This is a genomic window from Rheinheimera sp. ATLC3 (assembly GCF_059429535.1).
The window spans coordinates 474,972-499,888 of the sequence record NZ_CM182103.1 but is presented as its reverse complement, the minus strand read 5'-3'; the positions used below and the strand labels follow the sequence as shown (position 1 = coordinate 499,888).

Below are 24,917 nucleotides of genomic sequence, written 5' to 3'. Positions count from 1 at the left end.
CAGGTGGCACGTTATTGCTATATATAAGTGATAATAAATGCTTTGTACGCCAATAAATTCGCTATCTCTATTTTTCTCTCAGCAGTAAAGGGAATTTTAAAACATGAAAAAGCTGTTCTTACCATTAATTGCGCTTCTCTCAGGCTGTGCCGTTCAGCCGCAACATTATGATCTTTCGACTTCGGGCACATATGAGCCAATACAGTCGCGGCAGAATCTTCCTAATCTTGAAATAGTCGACTTTAAATACGAGCCACATGTTCGAATTAGCCAGAATTCGATGTCTCAGCTTGATTGTCTGCCCTGTCAGTCAGATGGCAGTACACCTGGAGTCGTTTTTTCAAACACCATTGCAGAGATTGTTCAGAGCGAAGTCAGTAATGCGTTTAAGGAGGTTATGTTGCCATCGCAACAAACTCAATGTCAGTTGAGTGCGACTATACATATGGCCGGCTGGGACGCAATAAATGGTGATTCTATTGTTGATTTAACCTACACCTTACTCAAAGATGGCGATATTAAATCTATTAAAAGAATACGGGGCTATCATGACAACGGAATGTTTGAGACAAATAGGTTAGACCGTTTTCTTGCCAAAGCTTCGCGTAAGTCAGTGAGTATGCTGTTAACCGATAGTGGCTTCTTACAAGAGTTAAATAAGCAATGTCCAGTAATTTAGTTTAATTAGAGCTAAAGGTGACTGTAACAACTGAGGTAATAGCTTGGTATGGAGTCAATGTAGGTACGCTGGGTTGATTTTGGAATGTGTCAAATGGCTGGTTTCAGGGCTTAAAATCATAGGCGTCGTAGCAGTAGGCGTATTTTTTTAACTTAGGAAGCTAAAGTGGGGTGTGGTATGAGTATCTTTAACGAGTTAAAGGATTCTCTGACCGAAGCAGTGCAGATTAAGCAAGGCCAGAAAACAGCAAGCCGGGTTATCCGCTATGAAGTCGCTGATGTTAAAGCCCTACGCGAAAGTTTAGCCATTACTCAGGCCCAGTTAGCACAAGCACTGGGTACCAGTGTTGATACCATTAAAAGCTGGGAGAGCAAGCGGCGTAACCCAACCGGCCTGGCTGCCAAAGTGCTGGCGACGATTCAGGATAACCCCGAGTTCTACCATCAATTGGCCGCGCATTAATCTGGCAGGTACACCAAACCACAATAAGGGCGCATTTTTGCGCTCTTAGCTTTTGCAGCAAATAAAGCCTTGACCCAGTTCATTTTTTCGGTAAATGTATGAACACGTTTAATCTAAAAAACCTCTTTAGTAAGTAGTTGAAAGAGGGTAATAAAATACAAAGTTTAGCCCTGATTGTCTTTGAAAATAATAAGCGGAACTTATGAATGCTTCGAATGAAAAAATGAAGTGGATACTTTTTTGGGTTTTTCTTACTCTTTTTGTATTGAGTGTCTTGGGTACTTTAGGTGTTGTTTTTCTTGGGTTTGGCACTCCTAATGAAAGTGAAAGAGAACTGTTAGTTAAAGGATTGATTGGTGAAATTGCCATTTGTGTAGTAGCGCTTTTTTATTCTGTTTTCGGTCTCAAAAAGAACAGCTTCGATACCAGCCAACAGCTATCAGAATTAGAGACTAGAGTTGATGGCTTGGAGCAAAAGATGATCTATTCAACTAAAGAGTTCGATGAAAAATTAAATTCTATCCCGTCAAGTGAAAGAGAAGTTTTTGGGCACGAAAAACCGCATTTATTTCACGATGTCTTTCCTGCTTTGGCTTCCATTGAACGTTTCAGCAAGCCACCTCCATTTAATATTGATGTGTACGGTTTAACACCTAGTTGTACAGATATAAAGCGAGAGATAAATAATGCCAAACCTTTTGAAAAGGAAAACAGGATTAATAGCTATATAGGTATGAAAGTCCAATGGAAATGTGCTTTCTCAGGGATTCGAGAAAATGAAAATAATTATACTGTATTAGTGGAAACAGAGAAGGTCCTTCATATCGTGGAGCTTGTTCTTGATACATCGAAAGATATAAGCCGCTTTAAAGTTATGGATGAATATACACCTTTTTGGGTTTGTGGAGAAATTTCTGAAATCTCTGGAATTCATATGAAACTCGTTAATGCAGATTTTTCACTCTAGCAACAAACTTTGCGGGAATTACATGCTTTAGCCACCATTCGCCTTTCCCTTTTACTCCTTGTATAATACGCGCCCTTGTTACACTCAGGTGCTTAATTTATGTCCACTGTTGCTACTCCCGTTTCCCGCAAATCTGCCCCTGTAGCACGCATGGCGCCTGAGCGCGATTTATTTTCTTACCCGAAGTACTGGGCCGAGTGCTATGGCACAGCGCCATTTTTACCGATGTCACGCGCCGAGATGGACAAGCTGGGCTGGGATAGCTGCGACGTTATTCTGGTAGTAGGCGATGCCTATGTTGACCACCCAAGCTTTGGTATGGCGGTAGTCGGGCGCATGTTAGAAGCACAGGGTTACCGCGTTGGCCTGATTTGCCAGCCGGATTGGCACAGCAAAGACGACTTTATGCGCCTGGGTAAGCCGAACCTGTTTTTTGGCGTCTCCGCCGGCAACATGGACTCGATGATTAACCGTTACACCGCGGATAAAAAGCTGCGCCATGACGATGCCTATACTGCCGGTGATATTGGCGGCAAACGGCCGGACCGCGCGGTCACCGTATACACCCAGCGTTGTAAAGAAGCCTTTAAAGACGTACCGGTGATTATCGGCGGTATTGAAGCCAGTTTACGCCGTATTGCGCATTATGATTACTGGTCAGAAAAAGTGCGCCGCTCGGTCATTTTCGATGCTAAGGCTGACATTTTAATTTACGGCAATGCCGAGCGGCCTTTGGTGGAAGTGGCGCACCGTATTGCCTCTGGCGTGCCGGTAAGCGAGATTCAGGACGTGCGCGGCACTGCGGTTATCCGCAAAGAGCCGCTGCCTGGCTGGCGCGGGGTAGATTCCACCGCCATTGATAAAATCGGTAAAATTGACCCGATCCCCAACCCTTATGGCGCCGATGATGTCGGCTGCAGCAGCTATTCTGAATTTGCCAAAGCCGGTATTGATTTAACCAAACCTGCGGAAGTGGAAGCTAAACCGATTATGGTGCAACCACCACGGCAGAAGCCGTGGGAGCTAACCTACGTTAAGCTGCCAGCCTTTGAACAGGTTAGCGTGAACAAACCATTGTATGCCCATGCGTCGCGCATTTTGCACCAGGAAACCAACCCAGGCTGTGCGCGCGCGATCATGCAGCGCCATGGTGACCGGCACATCTGGGTGAATCCGCCGGCATTTCCGCTTAGTACAGAAGAGATGGACTTAGTGTTTGGCCTGCCGTATCAGCGCGTGCCGCACCCGGTATATGGCAAGGAGAAAATTCCTGCCTATGAGATGATTAAAACCTCGGTCAATATTATGCGTGGCTGCTTTGGCGGCTGCTCGTTCTGCTCCATTACCGAGCATGAAGGCCGTATTATTCAAAGCCGCTCGAAAGAGTCGATTATGCAGGAAATCAAGGATATTCGCGACAAAGTACCGGGTTTTACGGGCGTGATATCCGATCTTGGTGGCCCCACTGCCAATATGTACCGCTTAAATTGTAAAAACCCAAAAGCCGAGCAGACGTGCCGCCGGCCAAGCTGTGTATATCCTACCATTTGTGAGCATATGGATACTGACCAAAGCCCGACGGTAGAGCTGTACCGCGAAGCGCGCAATTTACCCGGCATTAAAAAAGTATTGGTGGCATCAGGTGTACGTTACGATTTAGCAGTGGAAGATCCGAACTATGTGCGTGAGCTGGTGCAGCATCACGTTGGCGGCTATTTAAAAATCGCGCCGGAGCATACCGAAAGCGGCCCACTGTCGAAAATGATGAAGCCGGGCATGGGGGCTTACGATAAATTTAAAGAAATGTTCGACCGCTTTAGTAAAGAAGCCGGCAAACAGCAGTATTTAATTCCGTACTTTATCGCTGCGCACCCGGGCACTACGGATCTGGATATGGTTAACCTGGCGCTGTGGTTAAAAGAGCGTGATTTTAAACTGGACCAGGTACAAAACTTTTACCCCAGCCCAATGGCCAACGCGACCACCATTTACCATACCGAAATGAACTCGCTGAAGAACATCAACAAAGCTAATGACGAAGTTGTGGCGGTGCCTAAAGGCGAGCGCCAGCGCCGCTTACATAAAGCCATACTGCGCTATCATGACCCTAAAGGCTGGCCGATGATCCGCGAAGCGCTGATTAAAATGGGCTTAAAACACTTAATTGGCCGCAGTAAAGGTTGTTTAGTGCCGGAAGAAGGTAAAGACGAGCAGTTTAAAAAAACACTTAAAGGTGGCAAGCCCGCACTGAGCCGTCATACCGGCTTGAACCCGGCAGCGAAAGCCATTGCCAATCGTGGCCAAAGTGACAAGCAGGGCAAAAAACCGTTTACTAAAAACGGTGCAGCCGGTGCAAAGGGCAAACCCGCTGCAAAGGGCCGTAGCCACTGATGTTATGGCAAGCGTGTTTAGCTTGCCTTACTGTTTAGTGTATTTAATGTCGTTGCCAAATCTTTTAGCAGCGTCTGATTTTTACTGACGACAGTATTTATTTCACTGGCTGAGGTACCGGCTTTGGCTGCCAGGTTACGCACTTCATCTGCTACTACTGAAAAACCACGGCCGGCATCACCGGCACGGGCGGCTTCAATAGCGGCATTTAGCGCCAGTAAATTGGTTTGATCAGCAATGGCATTAATTGCTGAAACCATATTGTTGATACTGGCACCCGATTTAATCAGCTCCGCCATCACCTCATCTGACTGCTTTACCACCAGTAAGCGTTCGGTAATATCGGTGCCGTACAGAATAATTTTAGCAATATTGCCATAGGGGTCTTTTACCGCACTGAAGGTGCCGCCGATCCAGATAGCTTTTTGCCCGCAGTTGAATTTTAACTCTTGTGTTACGCTGCTGCCCTGCAGCAGCTTTTGCACACCAGTCTCTGGCAGGTAATCGCGCCAGCTTCGAACCGTGGTATTGAACTGTGCTGCAGCAATACCTGGAATTTTATTCGGGTAGTCGTTTATCGCTATGACTTTGCCAGCCAGATCCCATTCAATCATCAGCTGTGACTGGCTGATTGTTTGTAGCCGGGTTTCAGATTCAATCGCCGCAGTTTTGACATCGGTAATATCGGCCAGAATAGCGATATAGCCGGTATGTTTGCCCTGCGACGTCATTACCGGGTTGCTGGTTACCGAGATCCACAGCGTCGAATCGTCTTTGCAGTGAATTTCAATTTCATCATAAAAGGCATTAGGGGCGTCAAGTTCGGCTTCCATTCTGCTGTAAGTTTCAGCGTTGGTGCGTGGGCCAATCAGAAACTCTTTGGCTTTGTGGCCAAGCACTTCATTGGCACTAAAGCCGGTCATACGCTGAAAACCACGGTTAACATATTGAATAAGCCGGTTATTGTCAGAAATAATCACTGCATTATCCGTTTCATTCGCCACCATCGACAGCAAACGAAACTCGGCTCGCTGCTGCACTTCATCCGTAATATCACTGGCAAATTTAATGATCTTGAACACTTTACCATCCGGGGTTTTTATCGGGTTGTAGGTCGCATGGATCCATACTTCCTTACCCCCTTTGGCAAGGCGGCGGTATTCAGCTGTCTGATACTCACCACTGCGCAGTTTCTGCCAGAACTGCTGATATGCCTGTGATGTGGCTTCGTCATCGGGGACAAAAATGCGATGGTGTTTACCTGCCACTTCATCAAGGTTGTACCCCATCAAATTAAGAAAGTTATCATTGGCGGTGATAATGCTGCCATCAAGATTAAATTCAATCACCGCCTGTGCTTTGTGAATGGCACTGATTTGAGACTCTAGATTGGCGCGCATTAGCACCTGCGCGGTGATATCTGTGGCAAACTTTATTATCCGCTCAACCCGGCCATGTTTTTTTATTGGCGTATATGTGGCCAGGATCCAGACATCCTGGCCTGATTTTGTTATACGTTTAAACTCTGCCGTTTGAGAATGGCCTTCACGCAGCTTTTGCCAGAACATTTTGTATTGCTCTGAACGCGCTTCCTTGGGGTCCACAAAAATGCTGTGATGCTTGCCAACCACCTCGTTACGGCTATAGCCCATGACACTTAAAAAGTTATCATTGGCAGATTGAATAACACCATCGAGTGAGAACTGAATAACGGCTTGAGTTGCATTAATTGCAGCAACAATATTATCGGCACTTGAAGATAAACCTAACATAGTTACTCTCATTAGTTTGGGGACAATCATAAAGCTAGTAAGTGCAGGTGATTAAAGCAAATTCTTTAAAATAATTTCTTAAGTTGGTACAAAATGTTTAATCAGTTTGATACTGCGCAAAGGCTGTTTTTCAGCCTTAAATTTACCGCAAGGCAGCAGCAGTGGTTATTGCCATATCAGCGAGTGCTGCATCAGCAGTATCCGGCAGCTAAAGCTGTGGCGGTAGATAACCTGCACTTAACACTGTTTTTTTTAGGCCAGGTCACTGCAGAGCAAAAGCAACTTCTAGTTGCTGCTGCCAAAAGCATAGCAATGCCGTCGTTTGAGCTGACATTAGATACAGTGGCCAGCTTTAGCAAACCGAAAATACTGTATCTGGCGCCGTCTGCAGTAGCGCGCGAATTGCTGGTGTTACAACGACAGGTAGCGGATATCTGTAAAGCGATGGGGTTTCACGAGATCCACGATGGTTACCGGCCCCACGTCACACTGTTGCGTCACGCATCGGTACCCCAAGAGTTTACGCAGCAGGTACTGCCGCTAAGCATCGCTGTCAGCGAGTTTGCGCTATATCAGTCTTTAAATATTGAGGGTGCAGTGCGGTATCTTCCGCTGTATACTTTTAGCAGCAGGGAAGGATGACAGCACCCGCTTGTTTCGAAGTGCTGCCGATATTTAGTTAGAAACCGGTTTCAAACTGTGCTGTTGCCTGTACCACTTCATAGGTGCCATCTGTATACAAAATAGTGGCCTTACCTAAGTGGAAAATATAGGGTTTTATTGCTTTGGTACAATAGGTAGCTGTTGAATCGCAGCCAGCTGTTTTTTCTGACCAGATAACTGACGATACTGGTTTAGTCAGATTGGTGATACGCCAGATAGCGTCATTAGACGCGTAGTCCATAGTGTACTCAAACGACATGCATTGGCCGACAGACCACTCGTCATAGGCAGCGGTATCAACCATGCACTCCATTTGTGCAGAAAAAGCCGAACCGGATAACAATAATAAACCTGCAGCAATAATCTTCTTCATGGTATTTCCTTTTATATTATGTGAACCTTGGTTGTTTTGCGTACAGCGCACCCAGTCAACATTGGAAAGAAGAAGCGGTCAAATGATAAATGCAGATAACATTTTTATCATTTTTTTATCTTTTATAAAGCCGTAGTCGTCATCTGCTAAGCGGCGGCAGCAGATGATTTAGTGTGCCAGATCAAAATGCTATAGTTCATCAGTGATTAATTTTCGCCGGTTATACTCGCCGGCGGTACCCCCGTTAACAAGGACTGGTTATGTCTGCCTCTGCATCATCTTTTAGCAAACTGCTAAGCGCCGTGTTCGGCTCGGTAAACTGGACTGCGCCGCACTGGCTGCGCCAATTACGCAATTATGCCAGGTCGGAACCAGCAAAATTCAGCGGTATAACACTGTTGCTGCTGTTAATACTGGCGGGTGTAGCAGGGGGCGTGTATTACTACCAGCAATTACCAAAGCCGCTTAAAGTGCAAGCCAGTATTGAAGGGCCAGAGCTTGGGCATTATCAGGATGATATTGAGCAGCCCACGCCGGTAACGCTGCGCTTTAGTTATGATTTTAGCCGGCATAACCGGCAAATAATGCCGGCGCCCCAGCTTTCAGCCGCCCGGCTTGATCTTATCGGTGAAGTGCTTACAGAGGGGGTAAGCCTTGAGCCACAGGTTGAAGGTAAATGGCTGTGGCAGGATGAAAACAGTCTGGTATTTATGCCAGAACAAGCGTGGCCGGCTGGCCAGCACTATGAGGTGACGTTCAGTAAAGACATTTTTGCCCGCGATATTCTGCTGGCACAGCAGCAGTATCAGTTCAGCAGTCAGCCGTTGACGGCGGAAGTGAACCGGCTGCGGTTTTATCAGCACCCGGCTGAACCCGGCACCCGGCAAGTGGTGGCTACAATTAACTTCAGCCATCCGGTTGATTTGGCGCAGGCTAAGCAAAAGCTGTCTATGGTGATGCGTGAAGATGGCAGTGACCACGATGCTAAACCTGCTCAGCTTGAATTTACGCTTACCGCCGATAAAACCGGCCGCGAGCTGTATGTGCAGTCAGAGGCGTTAACCTTACCCGAGCACGAACAATATTTAACGCTTGAGCTGAAAAATGGCGTAAAAGCCCGTTTTGGCGGCGCCTCAACCGGGCAAACTTTAACTGAGCAGCTACTGGTACCGGACAAGCGCAGTTTTTTAAAAGTAGATGAGCTGCGTGCCGATATTGTCCGCTCGCCCGGGCTAGAACCAGAGCAGATGTTGCTGCTGAGCTTTACTGACCGTATCAGCCGCACTGAGCTGCAAAATAAGCTGAAACTCTATGCACTGCCAAAACACTCGTGGCGTAATTCTTATTACTGGTCAGTTGGCGAAGTAACCAGCGATACATTACAACGTAGTAACCTGCTGCAATTTGAGCTGATGCCGACTCCTGAACCGGCAGATAACAGCTTTAGTATTAAACTGGATTTACCGCCGGGCCACAGCCTGTTTGTCAGTGTGCCTGAGGGCCTGAAATCGGCTGGTGACTTTGTACTTGGCCGCGAATATCGTGCTGTCGTGCAGGCGCCGCAATACCCGAAAGAAGCCAGGTTAAGCGGTGAAGGCGCGCTGTTGACACTAAGCGGTGAGCAAAAGCTGCAGCTGTTAAGCCGCGGAGTAAAGGGTGTCAGAGCCAGGTTGTTTAAACTGTTACCCGATCAGCTGAATCATTTTATCAGCCAGACCGGTGGCGATATTAGCCAGCCATATTTCCAGAACTATAACTTTGATGAAAGTAATATCAGCAGCGTGTATGAGAAAACCTTCACGCTGGCCAACAGCCACGCCAAACAGGCGAATTATCTGGCGCTGGATTTAAAGCCGTATCTGGAAAAAGCCGGTATGGGCATGTTTTTTATTCAGTTGTCAGAGTTTAATCCGGCGCGGCCAAAGGATGAAGGCGAACAGCTGGATAAGCGCGTTGTATTGGTGAGTGATTTGGGGTTGTTAGTTAAACATAACAGCGACAGCAGCCAGCAGGTATTTGTGATGTCACTGGCAAGTGGCAAACCGGTGGCAGGTGCAAAAGTACAGCTACTGGGTAAAAACGGTGTCGCTGTGCTTGAGGGCACAACAAACAACGAAGGCACTGTAGAGCTTGCGAAAACACGTGGTATGCAGCGTGAGCGTCAGCCAACCGTGTATCTTGTGAGCCATAGCCGTGATGGTAAAACAGACAGCAGTTTTATTCCGTATGATAGATACAGCCGCCAACTGGATTACTCTAAATTTAACACCAGTGGTCGCTATCAGGATGAGCAAAGCAGCAACGCACTCAGTGCATATATGTTCAGTGACCGTGGTATCTATCGCCCGGGAGAGCAGGTGCAACTGGCGGCTATTATCCGTCAGAATGATTTAGCTGCAGCGCCGCAGAAGCTGCCGCTGAAAATTCAGGTGCAGGGCACGCGGGGCAGCACTTTTTATCAGCAAAACTTTAGTTTAACAGGCCGCGGTCTGCATACTTTTACGCTAGATACGCAGCCAAGCAGCGATACCGGCGATTACAATGCCAGCATTAGTTTATTGGATAACAAGGGTAATACTACACGTTATCTGGGATCGGTCAGTTTTTCAGTCGAAGAGTTTCAGCCTGATACGCTGAAAATAAGCAGTCGCTTTAACCAGACAAGTGCCGGCAAAGCGCCTGCCTGGTTGTCACCGGAGAACCTTCAGGCATGGGTGCAGCTGGATAATTTGTTCGGCACACCGGCACAGCAGCGGCGGGTAACCGCCCGTTTCGAATTGATGCCGGTAAGCTTCAGTTTTGATGAATACCCGCAGTACCGTTTTTTAGCGCCACAGGATGAACAGATAAAAACTGGCGCCGTAAAACAGACTCTGCCAGAACAGCAAACGGACGCAGATGGCAAAGCCAGCTTTGCATTGCCGCTTGAGCAATACAGTGGCGGTACATACCGTTTATTGCTGCGCACTGAAGGTTTTGACAGCGGCGGCGGTCGCAGCGTGCAAAGTGTCAGCAGTGCCTTGTTATCGCCGCTTAGTGCTTTAGTCGGGGTAAAAGCGGACGGCAGCCTTAATTATCTTAAAAAGCAACAAAGCCGTGAGCTGGAGTTTATTGCCATTGACAACAGCTTGCAGCAAATCGGGCTTTCGCAGCTGACACTGAAACTGGTAGAAAAGCGGCCGGTTTCAAGCCTGGTAAAACAAAAGGATGGCACTTATCAGTATCAAAGTATCGTGCAGGAAGTGATGTTAAACGAAGCACCTTTTGCAATTGATGCCACCGGCAGCCGTTATACAGTGCCAACCACAGAAGCCGGTGATTTTGAACTGCAGCTTAGCCAGGCCGATCAGTTACTGGGTAAAGTGGCCTTTAGCGTCGCCGGTGCCGGTAACATCAGCGCCATGCTGGAAAAAGACGCCGCGTTAAGCGTAAAGCTGGATAAGACAGATTATAAAGCCGGAGACTGGATAGAGCTGAATATTACCGCACCATACACCGGTAGCGGTTTAATCAGTATCGAAAGCAATAAGGTACATGCTTTTAGCTGGTTTACCGCCAGTACAACCAGCAGTATCCAGCGCATTAAGCTGCCAGAAGGCATTGAGGGCAATGCTTATATCAATGTCAGCTTTGTGCGCGGCAGTGATTCTGACGCCTTGTTTGTCAGTCCGCTTAGCTATGCTGTGGTGCCGTTTAATATCGACCGCAGTAAACGCCAGCTAAAGATAAGCTTGCAAGTGCCAGAGGAAGTGCGGCCGGGTAAAGCCTTTACATTAGGGTATAAGACAGACCGCGGTGCAGACTTATTGCTGTACGGTGTCGACGAGGGCATTTTGCAGGTAGCAGCTTATGACTTACCGGACCCGCTGTCGCATTACTTACAAAAACGTGCGCTGCAGGTACGTAGTATGCAAATGCTTGATTTACTGCTGCCAGAGTTCAGTGCGCTGCAGCGCCAGTTAGCCGGTGTCGGTGGCGATACTGAACGTCGAGCGCTGGCCGCAGCCATGATGCTGAATAAAAACCTTAACCCTTTTGCCCGCCGTGCTGATCAGCCGGGTGTATTCTGGCTGGGCAAACTGAAAGCGTCCACTGAGCTTGCCACAACCGAGGTAACTCTGCCTGCCAGCTTCAGCGGTAACGTGAAAGTGATGGCTATCGCAGTTGGCGATGATGCCCTGGCCTCTACAAGTAAAGACTTACGTGTGCGCGGGCCCTTTGTGCTTACACCGGATGTGTTGCAAAGTGCAGCACCGGGAGATGAGTTTGATGTCAGCGTGGCAGTGGCCAATGGTGTAAAGGGTTCAGGTAACAATGCCAGCATCAAGGTAGCACTTGCGCTGCCTGATACCATAACCGCTGTCAGCCCGTTACAGCAGCAACTGAGCATCAGTGAAAATAGTGAACAGATTGCCCGCTTCAGAGTAAAAGCGGGTGAAGTACCGGGCGAGGCCAGCATGAGTTTTACGGCGAGTTATCAGCAGGGCAACCTGCAGGAAGTCGCCAACCGCAGTGTAAGCCTGAGCATCCGCCCTGCCAGCAGTTATGAGAGTACATTACAGGCCGGTTTTGCCGACAAAGGCCCTGTGCGGCTCAATACCCGTTATCCGCTATATCCGCAATTTGCTGAACTATCTGTCAGTGCGTCTGCTAACCCGCTGGTATTGGCAGAGAGCTTTACCCGCTATCTGGAGCAATATCCGCATGGCTGTACCGAGCAGGTTGTGTCTCAGGTATTCCCCTGGATTGGCCTGGTGCAGCAAAAAAGCTATCAGGCGCAGTGGCCTGCACTTAACGACAAATTTGCCGTGTTAATTCAGAAACTGGCACAGCGGCAGCAAAGTGACGGCGGCTTCAGTTTTTGGCCCGGCGGGTACAGTAGCGCTGATTTTCCCAGCATTTATGTGATGCACTTTTTACTGGCCGCACGTGAGCAGGGCTTAGCCGTGCCGGATTATCTGTATCAGCAGGGGCTGGAGTATTTGCGCGGGGTGGCGCGATTAAGTGGCGCTAACCTGTATCAGGCGCGGCTAAGGGCCAATGCTATTTACCTGCTGACCCGTAGCGGTGAAGTGACTACCAATTATCTGACCGAGCTGCATGAACGGTTAGAAAAACAACATAAGCAAGCGTGGCAAAATGATCTGGCCGCTATTTATATGGCCGCCAGCTATCAGTTGCTGCAAAAGCCAGAGCTGGCACAGGGGCTGTTATCCGGCTACCGGCTGGGTAAAGTGTCGGCGCTGCAATCAGGCTATCTGGCACGCAGCAATGCACCGCTACCTGCATTTGCCAACCCGTCGTTTCAGTCGCAACTGAGTTTGGACGCACAATATGTTTATTTGATATCGCAGCATTTTCCACAGCGGGCTAAAGCACTGGATGGTGAACAGATTTTACAGTTGCTGCAGCCAGTGTTCAGCGGGCAGTACAACACTATAGCCGCAGCTTACTCTGTGCTGGCGTTGTCTGCCTACGGCCAGCTGCAAAGCGATAGCAGCGAAGGACAGGTGACGTTTTATCAACTGGACGGGCAGGGCAACCGCACAGAGCTGGCACCGGCCGATAACAGCAGCGCAACGCCCGTTGCTCACTTTACCGCAGCCGCTGAGAAAATCTTAATTGAAAGCAATGAGCAGTTGTTTTATGCATTAAGCGAAGCGGGCTTTGCCAAACAACCCGCTACTCAAGCGGTGGCGAATCAGCTGGAAATAGTGCGTGATTATCTCAGTGCAGAAGGCAAGGTGGTAACTCAGGCCAGACAGGGCGATGAGCTGACAGTACGACTGCGCCTTCGCAGTTTAACCGACAGCTGGCATAACAATATCGCAGTAGTTGATTTGTTACCGGCAGGTTTTTCGGTGGTACGCAGCTCAGTGCCACGCCAGCAGGGACGTTGGCGGGCTGATTATGTGGATATCCGTGAAGACCGTATTGTTTACTATGCTGGCTTTGGCCCACAGCTGACGGAACTGCAATACAAGGTAAAAGTAACGGCTGCCGGTGATTTTACACTGCCAACTGCGTCTGCAGAGTCTATGTATGATCGTACTGTATTTACCAGCACGGCAGCCGGGCGCTTTGTGGTTGAGGCCACTTCGCCGTAATGGATAAAGCAAGCAGTGTTAAAACGTAGCGGCAGAAATATTATGCTCAACGCTAAAGCGCTAAAGAAAGTGCTGAAGTATGCCGCTCTGGCGCTGTTACTGACGCTGACGGTTGCATTTTTGCTGTTGTCTTTGCTGCCAGCACCGGCGTTATATCCGCAATATCAGCAGTCCGGTGCCTATTTTGCTGCTGATGGCTCCTTGCTTAGCCTGCGGCTGGCTGCTGATCAGCGTTATCGCTTAAAGGTGCCGCTGTCAGACATCGCGCCCTCTATGCAACAGGCCACACTGCTGTATGAAGACCGCCGCTTTTACCAGCATCCAGGCGTTGATTTGCCAGCCATAGGCCGGGCGTTTTGGCAAAGTGTGCTAAAAGGCGGCAGACGCCAGGGTGCATCTACGTTAACTATGCAGCTGGCCCGGCTGCGCTTTGCACTTGATACCAGCCACTTCGCGGGTAAGTTGCAGCAGTTGATACTGGCGCTGTATCTGGAGTGGCATTACAGCAAAGATGCGCTGTTAGAGGCTTATTTTAATTACGCACCTTATGGCGGCAATATTGAGGGTGTAGCGGCCGCCAGCCTGATTTATTTCGGAAAAGAAGCCAAAGATCTAACTGTACAGCAGGCGCTGGCACTGAGTGTAATTCCGCAAAACCCTAACGTGCGAAGCCCACTGACAACGCAGGGCGAGCAGCAGCTTGAGGTGGCCCGTCAGCGTTTGCTGGCATTGTGGTTACAGCAATATCCTAAGCAGCAGGTCAGCGCAGCACGCCTGGCACTGCCGCTGACGTTTTTACACCGCACAGATCTACCTTTTGCCGCGCCGCATTTTATTAATCAGCTGCAGGCAAAGGGCGAGCTACAGGGCCGGTTTTACACCAGTCTGCAGGCAGATACTCAGCAGGCGATGCAGCGTCAGCTGAGCGGCTATCTACGCCGTAATAGCGACAAAGGGTTCAATAACGCCAGTGCATTGCTGATTAAACGTAGCACTATGCAAATTATCGGCTGGCTTGGTTCGGCGGATTTTAATGACGTTACTATTGCCGGCCAGGTTGATGGTGTGACGGCGCCGCGCTCGCCGGGGTCTGCACTGAAGCCTTTTGTGTACGCACTGGCATTGCAGCAGGGGCTTATTCATCCACTGAGCTTAGTTAACGACTTGCCCAGACGTTTTGGCAGCTTTAATCCGGAAAACTTTGACCGTCAGTTTGCCGGCCCGGTCAGTGCAACCGAAGCGCTAATCAACAGCCGTAATTTACCGGCAGTGCAGCTACAGGCGGGTTTAACGGCGCCGGATTTTTATCACTGGCTCTCTTCAGCGGGCGTACCTTTACCACACAGTGCCGAGTATTACGGCCTGGCACTGGTACTTGGCGGCATGGAGCTGAGTATGCAGCAATTGGTACAGCTATACGCCATGCTGGGCAATGGTGGTAACTGGCAAGCGCTGCAGTGGCTTGCCAATAGCGAACCCCAACCCGCTAAACCGGTGCTGACACCGGAAGCGGCTTTTTTAACGCTGGATATGCTGCGCCAGCACCCAAAACCACAATCGGTGTTGCTGCAACAGCTTACCGACACTGCGTCGGTGGCGTGGAAAACCGGTACTTCCTATGCGTTTCGGGATGCCTGGGCCATTGCTTTGCGCGGGGATTATGTACTGGCAGTATGGCTGGGTAATTTCGATGGCAGCAGCAATCCTAATTTAATCGGCCGCAGCGCCGCCGGGCCGTTATTGTTTGAACTGCTCGCGTTATTGCCGCAACAAGCAGACGCTGAGACGGCGCTATTTACGCCAGCAGCTGATCTTAATTTAAAAAAAGTCGCTTTGTGCAGCCGCAGTGGCGACTTGCCTAATAAATACTGTCCACATACGCGTGAAGGCTGGTTTATTCCTGGTGTGTCGCCTATCCGTATGTCTGACGTACATCGGGCAGTACCGGTATATAAAGCAACAGGCTTGCGTGCCTGCCAGCATCAGCCGCCGCAAACCGAGCTTAAGGTGTATGAGTTTTGGCCGTCGGATATTGCCTCTGCCTTCTCGCAGGCGGGTATTGTATTAAGTACTGCGCCGCGATATCAGCAAGCATGCAGCGGTGTACCGATGCTGTCCGTTCAACCGCCACAAATCCGCTCGCCGCAACCGTCTTTGATTTATCAGCTTGGTCAAACGGCAAAGCAGCGGCAAATAGCATTGCAGGCCCGTTTTGACGGTGCTGTGACCAGAGCACACTGGTTTATTGATAACCGCTATCTTGGTGCTGTTTCGCCGGGCGAGACCTTGTTCTGGCAAGGCGAAGCTGGCACTTTCCAGCTTCGGGTCGTTGACGATCTGGGTGGGGTAGCCAGTATATCACTGCAGCTTCGGGACAGCCTCTAAGGCACGGTTAAGCCGCCTTAACTGCTTCGCAGCAGGTAGGTCGCAAACAATTTCTTATCTGCCAGCCAGTGTTGCTCGGTGTGCCAACCGGCAGTTGCCGCCAGTTGCATAAATTCATCCGGGCTGTATTTATATGAGTTTTCAGTATGAATGCTCTCGCCAACACTGAAGGCTACTGCGGTACCAAAAACATCTACAACCTGCTCTTCAGTACTGACAAGATGCATTTCTACCCGGCTTTGTCCAGCGTTATAAAAGGCGTAGTGTTCAAAGGTTTCGAGCCGAAATGCAGCGTCCAGCTCGCGGTTTATGCGGGTCAGAATGTTGCGGTTAAACCTGGCAGTAATCCCGGCAGCATCGTTATAGGCCTGATGCAGATATACCGGCGATTTTTTTGTATCTACACCAATTAGTAGCCAACCGTTCGGCCCCAGTGTCTGGCGGGCATTACATAAAAATTGCCGGGCCTGGGCCGGGGTAAAGTTACCGATAGTTGAACCCGGGAAAAAACCTATACAGTGTTGCAACGGCATGACCGGTAGTGTGAGTGTGGTGCAGAAATCGCCAACTACAGGGGTAACAGCTACCGCCGGAAAATCGCGTTGTAATTGCTGACATGCCAGCGCCAGATGCTCTCCGCTGATATCGATTGGCACAAACTGACGGATACCCGGCAGAGCCTGTAGCAATGGCTTAACTTTGACAAGCGAGCCGGCACCAAACTCAACTATCAGACTGTCACCGGTAAAACGTTGTGCCAGATCGCGCGCAACTTTGGGCAGTAAAGCCAGCTCTGTCTGGTACGGGTAATATTCTTTTAACGCGCAGATCTGGTCGAAATAGCGTGAACCTTGCTGATCGTAAAAGTATTTTGGCTGCAGCTGCTTTTGCTGTTGCGATAAACCCGCCAGAACATCGCTGGCAAAGTCCCGGTCTACCAGATAGTTAAACACCGGTAGGCTGTGCTCAGTAGCAGGTAAAGGTAAGGCATTTTGCATTATTGATCCTCCGCTAATCGGATGCCGCTAAACTGCCAGCGCTGTTGGGGGTGAAAGAAATTACGGTAGCTGCTGCGCAGCTGTTGCCGTGCTGAGACGCATGAACCACCACGTAATACAAATTGATTGGCCATAAACTTGCCGTTGTATTCAGCCAGAGCGCCCTGGGCCGGTTTAAAACCGGGGTAAGCGCTAAAAGGGCTTTGACACCACTCCCACACATCGCCAAACAGTTTTTCCATGTTCGGCTTAGAGCTGCAGGCCGTAGGTTGCCAGATATGCTGTTCAAGAAAGTTAGCCTGCTGCAGAGGGGGCTGAGTTAAGTTGGTGGCATATTCCCATTCCTGTTCGCGCGGCAGCCGTTTGCCGGCCCAGCGGGCATAGGCATCTGCTTCGTAGTAGCTGATATGGCAAACCGGTGCAGACGGCAGTAAAGGCTGGACACCACTGAAACCAAAGCTGTGCCATTGCTGATCAAGGTTGTGCCAGTACAAGGGGGCTTGCCAGTTGGCACTCTGGCAGCAATGCCAGCCGTCAGAAAGCCAAAGCAAAGGGTTTTGATAACCACCATCACTGATAAAATCCTGCCACTCTGCGTTAGTCACCGGCCGGTGTGCCAACTTAAAAGGTGCCAGATACACGCTATGTCTGGGGTTTTCACAGTCATAGCTAAAACTCCCTGCTTCGGCACCGATCTCAGCCATACCGCCATCAAAACAGATCATGCTGACAGCAGCGGCAGCATTAAGGCTTGGCTGGCTTTGAGCAGCTAATAGCGCCGGAGCAAGCGGGTTATGAGATAACAGGTGCAGAATATCTGTTAGCAGTAACTCCTGGTGCTGCATTTCATGGTGTAAGCCAATCGTGAGTAAGTCGGTTATATCAGGATGCTGCTGGCGCAATAATATGCTGATATGGCTGTCTACATGTTGGCGATACTGCATGATATCTGATAGTGGCGGGCGGCTTAGTAAGCCGCGTTGTGGCCTGGCATGACGGCTGCCTACTGTGTCGTAATAGGAATTAAACAGATATTGGTAATGATGGTTAAAGCATTGATAATCCTGAAAATAGGGCAGCAGAATGAAGTGTTCAAAAAACCAGCTGGTATGCGCCAGGTGCCACTTCGCCGGGCTGGCATCCGGCATCGACTGCACCACCATATCCTCAGCTGACAGGCCTTCTGTCAGAGCCAGTGTTTGCTGGCGAACCTGTTGATACCACTTTTCAGCTGATGGTGTCATTTTACTCCCTGATTTAGTCCGGTCATATCAGTCTAGCAGTGAAAATGTGTTAACGCAGGGTTACAAATTGGCTGTATGGTATTTTTCACGAAGTGAAGCAGGTAGAATAAGGCGCTTTATTTTCTGCCGGTGACCTATGTACTGCACCCATTTTGATGCTAAGCGCTGTGTTTCCTGCCACTGGTTGGATAGACCTTACCCTGAACAGTTGCTGTTAAAACAGCAGCAACTGACGGCTCTACTTGCACCTTTTGCCCCGCTTGAGGTGTTACCGGCAGTGGCAAGCAGTGAGCAGGGCTTTCGCCATAAAGCCAAAATGGTTGCGCTTGGTACAGCTGAATCTCCGGTACTGGGTATCGTCAATACCCGCGGAGAAACCGTCGACTTAACCGATTGCCCCCTGTATCCGGCAGCTTTTCAGCGGGTTTTTAGCCTGTGTAAAGCCTTTATCAGCCGTGCCGGTTTAACGCCGTATCACATTGAAAGCCGCCGTGGTGAGCTGAAGTTTATTTTGCTAAGCCAAAGCCTTCATAGCGGACGCTTTATGCTGCGTTTTGTGCTGCGTTCTAAAAATTGCCTGGCGTCAATACAAAAGCATTTACCCTGGCTGCTACAGCAATTACCCGAGTTGGAAGTGTGCTCCGTTAATCTGCAACCCAAACCGGCAGCAATACTGGAAGGGGAAGAAGAAATTGTACTGACAGAGCACAGTGTTCTGGCTGAGCAATTAAACGCCGTGCCATTGTATTTACAGCCGCAAAGCTTTTTTCAAACTCAACCGGTGATGGCTGCCAGCCTTTACCAGACGGCGGCTGACTGGGCGGCGCAACTGCAGCACCAACATGGTTGTTTCACAAAGATCTGGGATTTATTCTGTGGTGTCGGCGGCTTTGGTTTACATGTGGCGAGCCCCTCGCAGCAATTGACAGGCATTGAAATTGCGCCCGCCGCCATTGCCAGTGCGACCAGATCGGCAGCAGAACTGGGGTTTACTGATGTGAAATTTCAGGCTCTGGATTCTGCCGCTTTTGCGCAGGCGGCAGCAGCACCGCCGGATTTACTGGTGGTAAACCCGCCAAGACGCGGTTTGGGGCTTGGATTGTGCCAGGATATACAGCGGCTGGCACCTGACTGGCTGCTGTACTCAAGCTGTAATGCTGACAGCCTGGCGCAGGATTTAGCCAGGCTTTCCCAATACCGGTTAATAAAAGTACAGCTATTTGATATGTTTGCTCACAGTAGCCACTATGAAGTACTGACTCTGTTGGCGAAACAGGCTTAGCGCCTGCCTTCAAGGATGCGCACGATTTCCCGGCTGTGTTCAAACAGTTCAATCACAGTACCCTCTATCTGAATACTGATAATACCGTCTGTATCAGGCTGGCCCAGTACAATACCACGGCGGTAATAGTCGTCTGGTAAAAACTGGCCGGGTGCCAGCTTTTTCTGCCAGCCAGGAGGCAGAGGCTTTCCCTGCTCCAGCTTTTTGGCCAGCCCAGGCGGCAGAGGTTTATCTTTATCCGGTGCAGCCATCAGCGGCTGACTGATAAGTAAAACAAGGCTACAGGTTACTAATATCTTGTTCATATTGCTTACCTTCTTGTGTGTATGGCTAAGTTGTAACAGTTGCAGCTTAACTGCAGCTTAACTGGCCAGCCAGGCTTTGCCTTGCATCCGGATATTGTTGCTATATACTGTATCGATATACAGTATTTGAGGTGAGTATGTCTGCATTACTTGAGCAATTAACCCGGCGTCAGCTGCTGTGGCATGGCAATAGCCAGCAGGCCGCGTATCAGGCGGTCACATCCGGTTATGCTGAGTTGGATAAGCAACTGGCGGGTGGCTTTCCGGCAAACGGCCTGATTGAGATCCAGACCGAGCAGGGCATAGGTGAACTGCGGTTGTTGCTACCCTATTTGCAACAGCAACATCAGGATGGGCGTTTGCTGGTGATGATCTCTCCCCCGGCTGATCCCTGCGCCGATATGCTGGCGGGCGCGGGGATTAATCTGACGCAGTTGTTGGTTGTTAGCGTTAAAAACAGTAAAGAAGCGCTATGGGCGGCAGAGCAATGCTTGCAAAGCGGCTGTGTGGCCGCTGTGTTGCTGTGGCAGGTATTGTTACGGCTGGCTCAGGCACGGCGTTTACAACTGGCTGCTGAGCAAGGTAATGCCAGTCTGATCTTGTTGCGCCGGCCTCAGGCTGCATTAAGCTTGCCGGTGAATTTAAGCCTGACACTGGCTGCACATCCTTATGGTGTCTTGCTGAATGTGAATAAGCGAAAAGGAGGTTGGCCTGCCGGTCCTTTTCTGGTCGATATGCAAAGCCGCTGGCCGGCGCTCAGTTATCGCTATGACGGGCTAAAGCAGGCACAACGCAAGGCTGGCTGACATGGCGCTATATTTGTATCTGCAGTTTCCTGCATTACAACTGGACAACACCAGTATAGCGGCAACTTCGGCTTTGCCACTGGCGGTGGTTGATGAGCAGCACCGTATCGTCCAGCTTGACCGCCTCTGTGCTGAGCGGGGTATTAAGTTTGGTATGACACTGGGAAGTGCAGCAGCGCTGTGTCATAACCTGCAGCTTATTCCGTATCAGCATGCCCGGCAACTGGAGTTGTTAGACGCTGTAGCACAGCAACTGTATCAGCTAAGCCCTGATATTGCGCTGGATCCGCCCGAGGGCCTGTACCTTCGATTATGCCAAATTCTAAGTTTGTACCAGGGGCTGGACGGTTGCTGGCAGGCTGTGCAAAGTGCTCTGGCGGCTTTGCCTTACCGTTACTTTTATGCAACCGGCAACACACCTTTGGCGGCTAAATGTCTGGCCCGGCAACAGCTGAACCTTATCAGCAGCGATGGCGAAGTTCTGCTGGCACAATTACAGCGTAGTCCGCTCAGATTTACAGATTTAAGCACTGAAATACAACAGCAACTGCAGCGCTTGGGCTTGCAGCAACTGGGGCAGGTGATGGCGTTGTCACAGGCAGAGCTTGGCCGGCGGTTTGAACATAGTCTGCTCAGTTACCTTGGCCGGCTACGCGGCGAGTTTTATCATGCCCTGGATTATATTCAGCCGCAGCAGGGCTTTAGCAGCACACTTGAGCTGCTTTATGATATCAGTGACACCGCCGTGCTTAATACACCGCTTAAATTGCTGCTGCAGCAGCTTGAGCGGCAGTTGCAGCGCGCTGATGCACTGTGCCATCAGTTGCTGCTGGAAATACGGTTTCGTGCTCAGAAGCCGTTGACGATAGTCATCAGTTCGGTGCAGGGAGAATACCGGGCCGCGCAGTGGCTGAGGTTGTGCCAACTTAAGCTGGAAACTGTGCGCCTGACTGAGCCTGCATCCGGCATAAAGCTTGACGTGCCACGCTTTGCACCGCAGCGCCCGGATAATAATACCTTGTTCCAACCGGTACAGGGCGGCTTGTCTGCATTGCAGCTAACTTCTGTGCTGCAGGCCCGGCTGGGCCGTGCTGCTGTCAGTGGTTTGTCGTTGCAAAATCAGCATTTGCCCGAGCAGGCCAGTGGCCGGCCTCTGCCTTTTAGCTCTGCCAACAATGAGGTTGCTGCCCTTGCTGTCAGGCCGGCGTTTTTATTTCAATCTGCCATCGCATTGACCGAACAGGTTGAACTGAACAGCGGCCCGGAACGGTTTTGTATCAATCGCTGGCAACCACAGCTACAGCGGGATTACTTTATTGGCCGTAACCGTAAGGGGCAATGGCTATGGTTATACCGTACAGCAGAGCAGCGCTGGTTTGTGCAGGGCATCTTTTCCTGACGGGGTAATGCATGAACTACGCGGAGTTGTTTTGTCAGAGCCACTTTAGTTTTCTGCAAGGGGCGTCCAGCCCGCAAGAGCTGGTGCAGCAGGCAGCTGAACTGGGTTACAGTGCGCTGGCGCTGACAGACGAGTGCTCTGTTGCCGGTGTGGTCAGGGCTTATCGCCATATTGATGAGCAGCAACTGGCGCTTAAACTGATTATTGGCAGTTATTTCCAGCTGGATAAACTGCAACTGGTACTGCTGTGCCCGGATAAACAGGCCTACAGTGAGCTGTGCCGCGTCATTACTAATGCCCGTCGGCGAAGCAGTAAAGGCAGTTATCAGCTGACCGAGTGGGATTTAATGTCAATCCGGCATTGTTTGCTGCTGTGGTTGCCGGATGGTGATACCGACAGCGATGCGCACTGGGCCAACTGGCTGCAGAAATATCATACAGGGCGTTTATGGCTGGCCATGCGGCGTGAGCTGAGCCACAACGAAGCGGCATTTCATACTTATTGTCAGCAACTGGCGCAGCAGTATCAATTAACTCTTATGTGTTGTGGGGCGGTGCTGATGCATACGCCAGAGCGGCTGGCATTGCAGCATTGTGTCAGTGCAATTAAAGCCTCAAAACCGATATCTGAGCTGGGGCGACATTTGCTTAGTAACGCCGAGCGGGCAATGCGGCCTGTCAGCAAATTACAAAAACTGTTTGCTGCCGACTGGCTGGAGCAAAGCTGCCAGATAGCCAACCGCTGCACTTTTTCCCTCGATGAGCTGAAATACCAGTACCCCAGTGAACTGGTGCCTGAAGGCGAAACCGCCAGCAGTTATCTGGCAAAGCTGGTCAGTAGCGGGGCAAAGCTCAGGTTTCCCGGTGGGGTGCCTGAACGGATACAGGCGATTATTGATAAAGAAATGGCGCTTATCACTGCTCTTAAATACGAGTATTTCTTTTTAACTATCCATGATGTGGTGCAGTTTGCCCGGCAAAACCATATTTTGTACCAGGGCAGGGGTTCTGCAGCCAATTCTGTAGTGTGCTACTGCCTGCAAATCACCGCGGTTGATCCGGAGAAAATTCAGGTACTGTTTGAGCGTTTTCTGTCAAAAGAGCGTAAAGAGCCACCAGATATTGATGTCGATTTTGAGCATGAAAGGCGCGAAGAAGTGATTCAGTATCTTTACAGTAAGTATGGCCGTGAGCGGGCAGCACTGGCCGCGACAGTCATCAGTTACCGCTTTAAAAGTGCGCTGCGTGATGTTGGTAAAGCGCTGGGGTTACCGGTGAGCCAGCTGGATTTTCTGGTAAAAAATATTCAGCGGCGTGACCCGGCACTGAGCTGGCAGCAACAGCTTGCACCACTGGGGTTGGATAGCGATAGCGAGACTACGCGGCAACTGGTGCAGTTGGTTGAGCAGTTACGCGGCTTTCCGCGGCATTTGTCTCAGCATGTTGGCGGCTTCGTGATTTCGCAAGGGCCTTTGTATGAGCTGGTGCCGGTAGAAAACGCCGCTATGGCTGACAGAACCGTGATCCAGTGGGATAAAGACGATCTGGAAACGATGAAGCTGCTCAAAGTAGATGTGCTGGCACTGGGCATGTTGACCGCTATCCGTAAATGTTTTGCGCTGGTAAAGCAGCATTTTCAGCATGACTTGAGTATCGCTGGCATCAGTATTTTGGGGGATGATCCGGCGGTGTATCAGATGATTCAGCGGGCGGATACCGTTGGCTTGTTTCAGATTGAATCGCGGGCCCAAATGAGCATGCTGCCAAGGCTGCGCCCGGCAAATTATTATGACTTAGTGATCCAGATTGCAATAGTGCGGCCGGGGCCTATTCAGGGCGATATGGTGCACCCGTACCTGAAGCGCAGACATGGCGAGGAGGCAGTTGAGTATCCGTCTGAAGAAGTAAAGGGCGTGCTTGGCCGAACGCTTGGGGTGCCGATTTTTCAGGAGCAGGTGATTCAGTTGGCGATGGTCGCCGCCGGATTCAGTGGTGGTGAAGCTGACCAGTTACGCCGGGCGATGGCCAGCTGGAAAAAAACCGGTGAGCTGTTGCAGTTTAAGCACAAGCTGATCGATGGTATGCAAAGCCGTGGTTACGCCAAAGAGTATGCCGAGCGCATTTATCAGCAAATTTGCGGTTTTGGGGAGTATGGTTTTCCCGAGTCGCATTCAGCCAGTTTTGCGGTGCTGGCTTATGTATCAGCCTGGCTGAAGTATTATTATCCGGCTGCATTTTGTGCCGCACTGCTTAACAGCTACCCTATGGGGTTTTACAGCCCGTCGCAGTTGCTGCAGGATATCCGCCGCCACGGCGTGACGATATTACCGGTGTGTATAAATGCCTCAGACTGGGATTTTACGCTGCAGCAGGGTAAAGCTATCCGGCTGGGGCTTAGGCAGGTAAAAGGCTTAAGTGAAACCGGTGGCTCGCAGCTGATAAACTTACGCCCTGTGGGTGGTTACCGCCATGTTCAGCAGCTACGCCAGTTAGGGCTTAGCCGGGCTGATTTGCAGGCGCTGGCCAGTGCCAACGCCCTTAGCAGTATCAGTGGCGATCGCTATAACAGCCGTTGGCAATTACAGGATACACAGTACAGTTTGCCGTTGTTTAGCGCCGGGTCAGAGGTGGCTGAAAGTACTGCTGCCTATTTATTGCCCCCAGGGCCAGTGCAGAATGTACTGGAAGATTACGCCGCCACCGGACTTAGCCTGTTACAGCATCCGGTAGCGCTGCTGCGCCAGGCGGGCAAGCTGGTGCGCAGCATACCAGCTGCAGAGCTTGGCAAGGTTCGGCATAAAAGCCCGGTAAGGGTAAGTGGTCTGGTCACATTGCGGCAAAGGCCCGGTACCGCTGCCGGGGTAACCTTTATGTCACTGGAAGATGAAACCGGCACTACTAATGTACTGGTGTGGCTGGCCACCGCGCAGGCGCAGCAAAAGAGTTTTTTAACCGCCCGCATTTTACAGGTAGACGGCATTTTAGAGCGTGAAGGTGAGGTAACTCATGTTATCGCCGGTAAGCTGGTTGACTTATCAGCACTTTTGGCTGAACTTAGTACCTCTTCCCGCGATTTTCATTAAC

16 protein-coding genes are annotated in these 24,917 nt (G+C 50.2%); 11 read left to right on the top strand and 5 right to left on the bottom strand.

What is annotated here, in order from left to right:
- The first annotated feature begins 103 nt into the window (after positions 1–103).
- The 4 genes from AC5SV9_RS02345 (at position 104) to AC5SV9_RS02330 (ending at position 4,499) form a co-directional block, all read left to right on the top strand.
- A complete protein-coding gene (locus AC5SV9_RS02345) occupies positions 104–679 on the top strand; it encodes a hypothetical protein (protein ID WP_475151683.1) in 576 nt (191 codons plus the stop codon).
- A 177-nt stretch (positions 680–856) separates the two neighbouring features.
- The gene (gene nadS / locus AC5SV9_RS02340) at positions 857–1,141 is read left to right on the top strand and encodes a NadS family protein (RefSeq protein WP_475151681.1); all 285 of its coding nucleotides are present in this window, start codon (positions 857–859) and stop codon (positions 1,139–1,141) included.
- A gap of 202 nt (positions 1,142–1,343) precedes the next feature.
- The gene (locus tag AC5SV9_RS02335; RefSeq protein ID WP_475151679.1) at positions 1,344–2,108 is read left to right on the top strand and encodes a hypothetical protein; all 765 of its coding nucleotides are present in this window, start codon (positions 1,344–1,346) and stop codon (positions 2,106–2,108) included.
- 150 nt (positions 2,109–2,258) lie between these two features.
- Positions 2,259–4,499, top strand: a complete 2,241-nt coding sequence (locus AC5SV9_RS02330) for a YgiQ family radical SAM protein (protein WP_475151909.1) — start codon at positions 2,259–2,261, stop codon at positions 4,497–4,499.
- Positions 4,500–4,516: 17 nt separating this feature from the next.
- Here AC5SV9_RS02330 and AC5SV9_RS02325 read toward each other — a convergent pair whose 3' ends face one another.
- A complete protein-coding gene (locus AC5SV9_RS02325; protein WP_475151676.1) occupies positions 4,517–6,271 on the bottom strand; it encodes a PAS domain-containing protein in 1,755 nt (584 codons plus the stop codon).
- 93 nt (positions 6,272–6,364) lie between these two features.
- Between AC5SV9_RS02325 and thpR the strand changes: the two genes are divergently transcribed.
- On the top strand, positions 6,365–6,913 hold the full coding sequence (gene thpR / locus AC5SV9_RS02320; protein ID WP_475151674.1) for an RNA 2',3'-cyclic phosphodiesterase: 549 nt from the start codon (positions 6,365–6,367) through the stop codon (positions 6,911–6,913).
- 37 nt (positions 6,914–6,950) lie between these two features.
- Here thpR and AC5SV9_RS02315 read toward each other — a convergent pair whose 3' ends face one another.
- The gene (locus AC5SV9_RS02315; protein WP_475151671.1) at positions 6,951–7,307 is read right to left on the bottom strand and encodes a hypothetical protein; all 357 of its coding nucleotides are present in this window, start codon (positions 7,305–7,307) and stop codon (positions 6,951–6,953) included.
- 260 nt (positions 7,308–7,567) lie between these two features.
- On the opposite strand from AC5SV9_RS02315, the gene AC5SV9_RS02310 reads away from it, so the two are divergent.
- Together AC5SV9_RS02310 and pbpC are read left to right on the top strand one after the other, a co-directional pair.
- Complete coding sequence (locus AC5SV9_RS02310) at positions 7,568–13,414, top strand: alpha-2-macroglobulin (RefSeq protein ID WP_475151668.1); 5,847 nt, start codon at positions 7,568–7,570, stop codon at positions 13,412–13,414.
- Positions 13,415–13,429: 15 nt separating this feature from the next.
- Positions 13,430–15,799: a penicillin-binding protein 1C gene (gene pbpC, locus AC5SV9_RS02305; protein WP_495473529.1), complete on the top strand. Its 2,370-nt coding sequence runs from the start codon at positions 13,430–13,432 to the stop codon at positions 15,797–15,799.
- 17 nt (positions 15,800–15,816) lie between these two features.
- Here the strand turns inward: pbpC and egtD are convergent, their stop codons facing one another.
- Together egtD and egtB are read right to left on the bottom strand one after the other, a co-directional pair.
- A complete protein-coding gene (egtD, locus tag AC5SV9_RS02300) occupies positions 15,817–16,797 on the bottom strand; it encodes an L-histidine N(alpha)-methyltransferase (protein ID WP_475151664.1) in 981 nt (326 codons plus the stop codon).
- Positions 16,797–18,041, bottom strand: coding sequence for an ergothioneine biosynthesis protein EgtB (egtB, locus tag AC5SV9_RS02295; RefSeq protein ID WP_475151662.1), 1,245 nt, complete (start codon positions 18,039–18,041; stop codon positions 16,797–16,799). The genes egtD and egtB overlap by 1 nt, the downstream gene beginning before the upstream one ends.
- A gap of 136 nt (positions 18,042–18,177) precedes the next feature.
- Between egtB and rlmC the strand changes: the two genes are divergently transcribed.
- The gene (gene rlmC, locus AC5SV9_RS02290; RefSeq protein WP_475151657.1) at positions 18,178–19,323 is read left to right on the top strand and encodes a 23S rRNA (uracil(747)-C(5))-methyltransferase RlmC; all 1,146 of its coding nucleotides are present in this window, start codon (positions 18,178–18,180) and stop codon (positions 19,321–19,323) included.
- On the opposite strand, the gene AC5SV9_RS02285 is transcribed toward rlmC, so the two are convergent.
- Positions 19,320–19,628, bottom strand: coding sequence for a hypothetical protein (locus tag AC5SV9_RS02285; protein ID WP_475151654.1), 309 nt, complete (start codon positions 19,626–19,628; stop codon positions 19,320–19,322). The two genes, rlmC and AC5SV9_RS02285, sit on opposite strands and share 4 nt — an antisense overlap.
- A 137-nt stretch (positions 19,629–19,765) precedes the next feature.
- On the opposite strand from AC5SV9_RS02285, the gene imuA reads away from it, so the two are divergent.
- Genes imuA through AC5SV9_RS02270 form a run of 3 tightly spaced genes read left to right on the top strand, consistent with a single transcriptional unit; the run spans position 19,766 to position 24,916 of the window.
- Positions 19,766–20,434, top strand: coding sequence for a translesion DNA synthesis-associated protein ImuA (imuA, locus tag AC5SV9_RS02280; RefSeq protein ID WP_475151651.1), 669 nt, complete (start codon positions 19,766–19,768; stop codon positions 20,432–20,434).
- A 1-nt stretch (position 20,435) separates the two neighbouring features.
- Entirely contained in the window at positions 20,436–21,833 is a 1,398-nt protein-coding gene (locus tag AC5SV9_RS02275; protein ID WP_475151649.1) for a Y-family DNA polymerase, read from the top strand.
- An 11-nt stretch (positions 21,834–21,844) separates the two neighbouring features.
- Entirely contained in the window at positions 21,845–24,916 is a 3,072-nt protein-coding gene (locus tag AC5SV9_RS02270; RefSeq protein WP_475151647.1) for an error-prone DNA polymerase, read from the top strand.
- Position 24,917 lies beyond the last annotated feature (1 nt).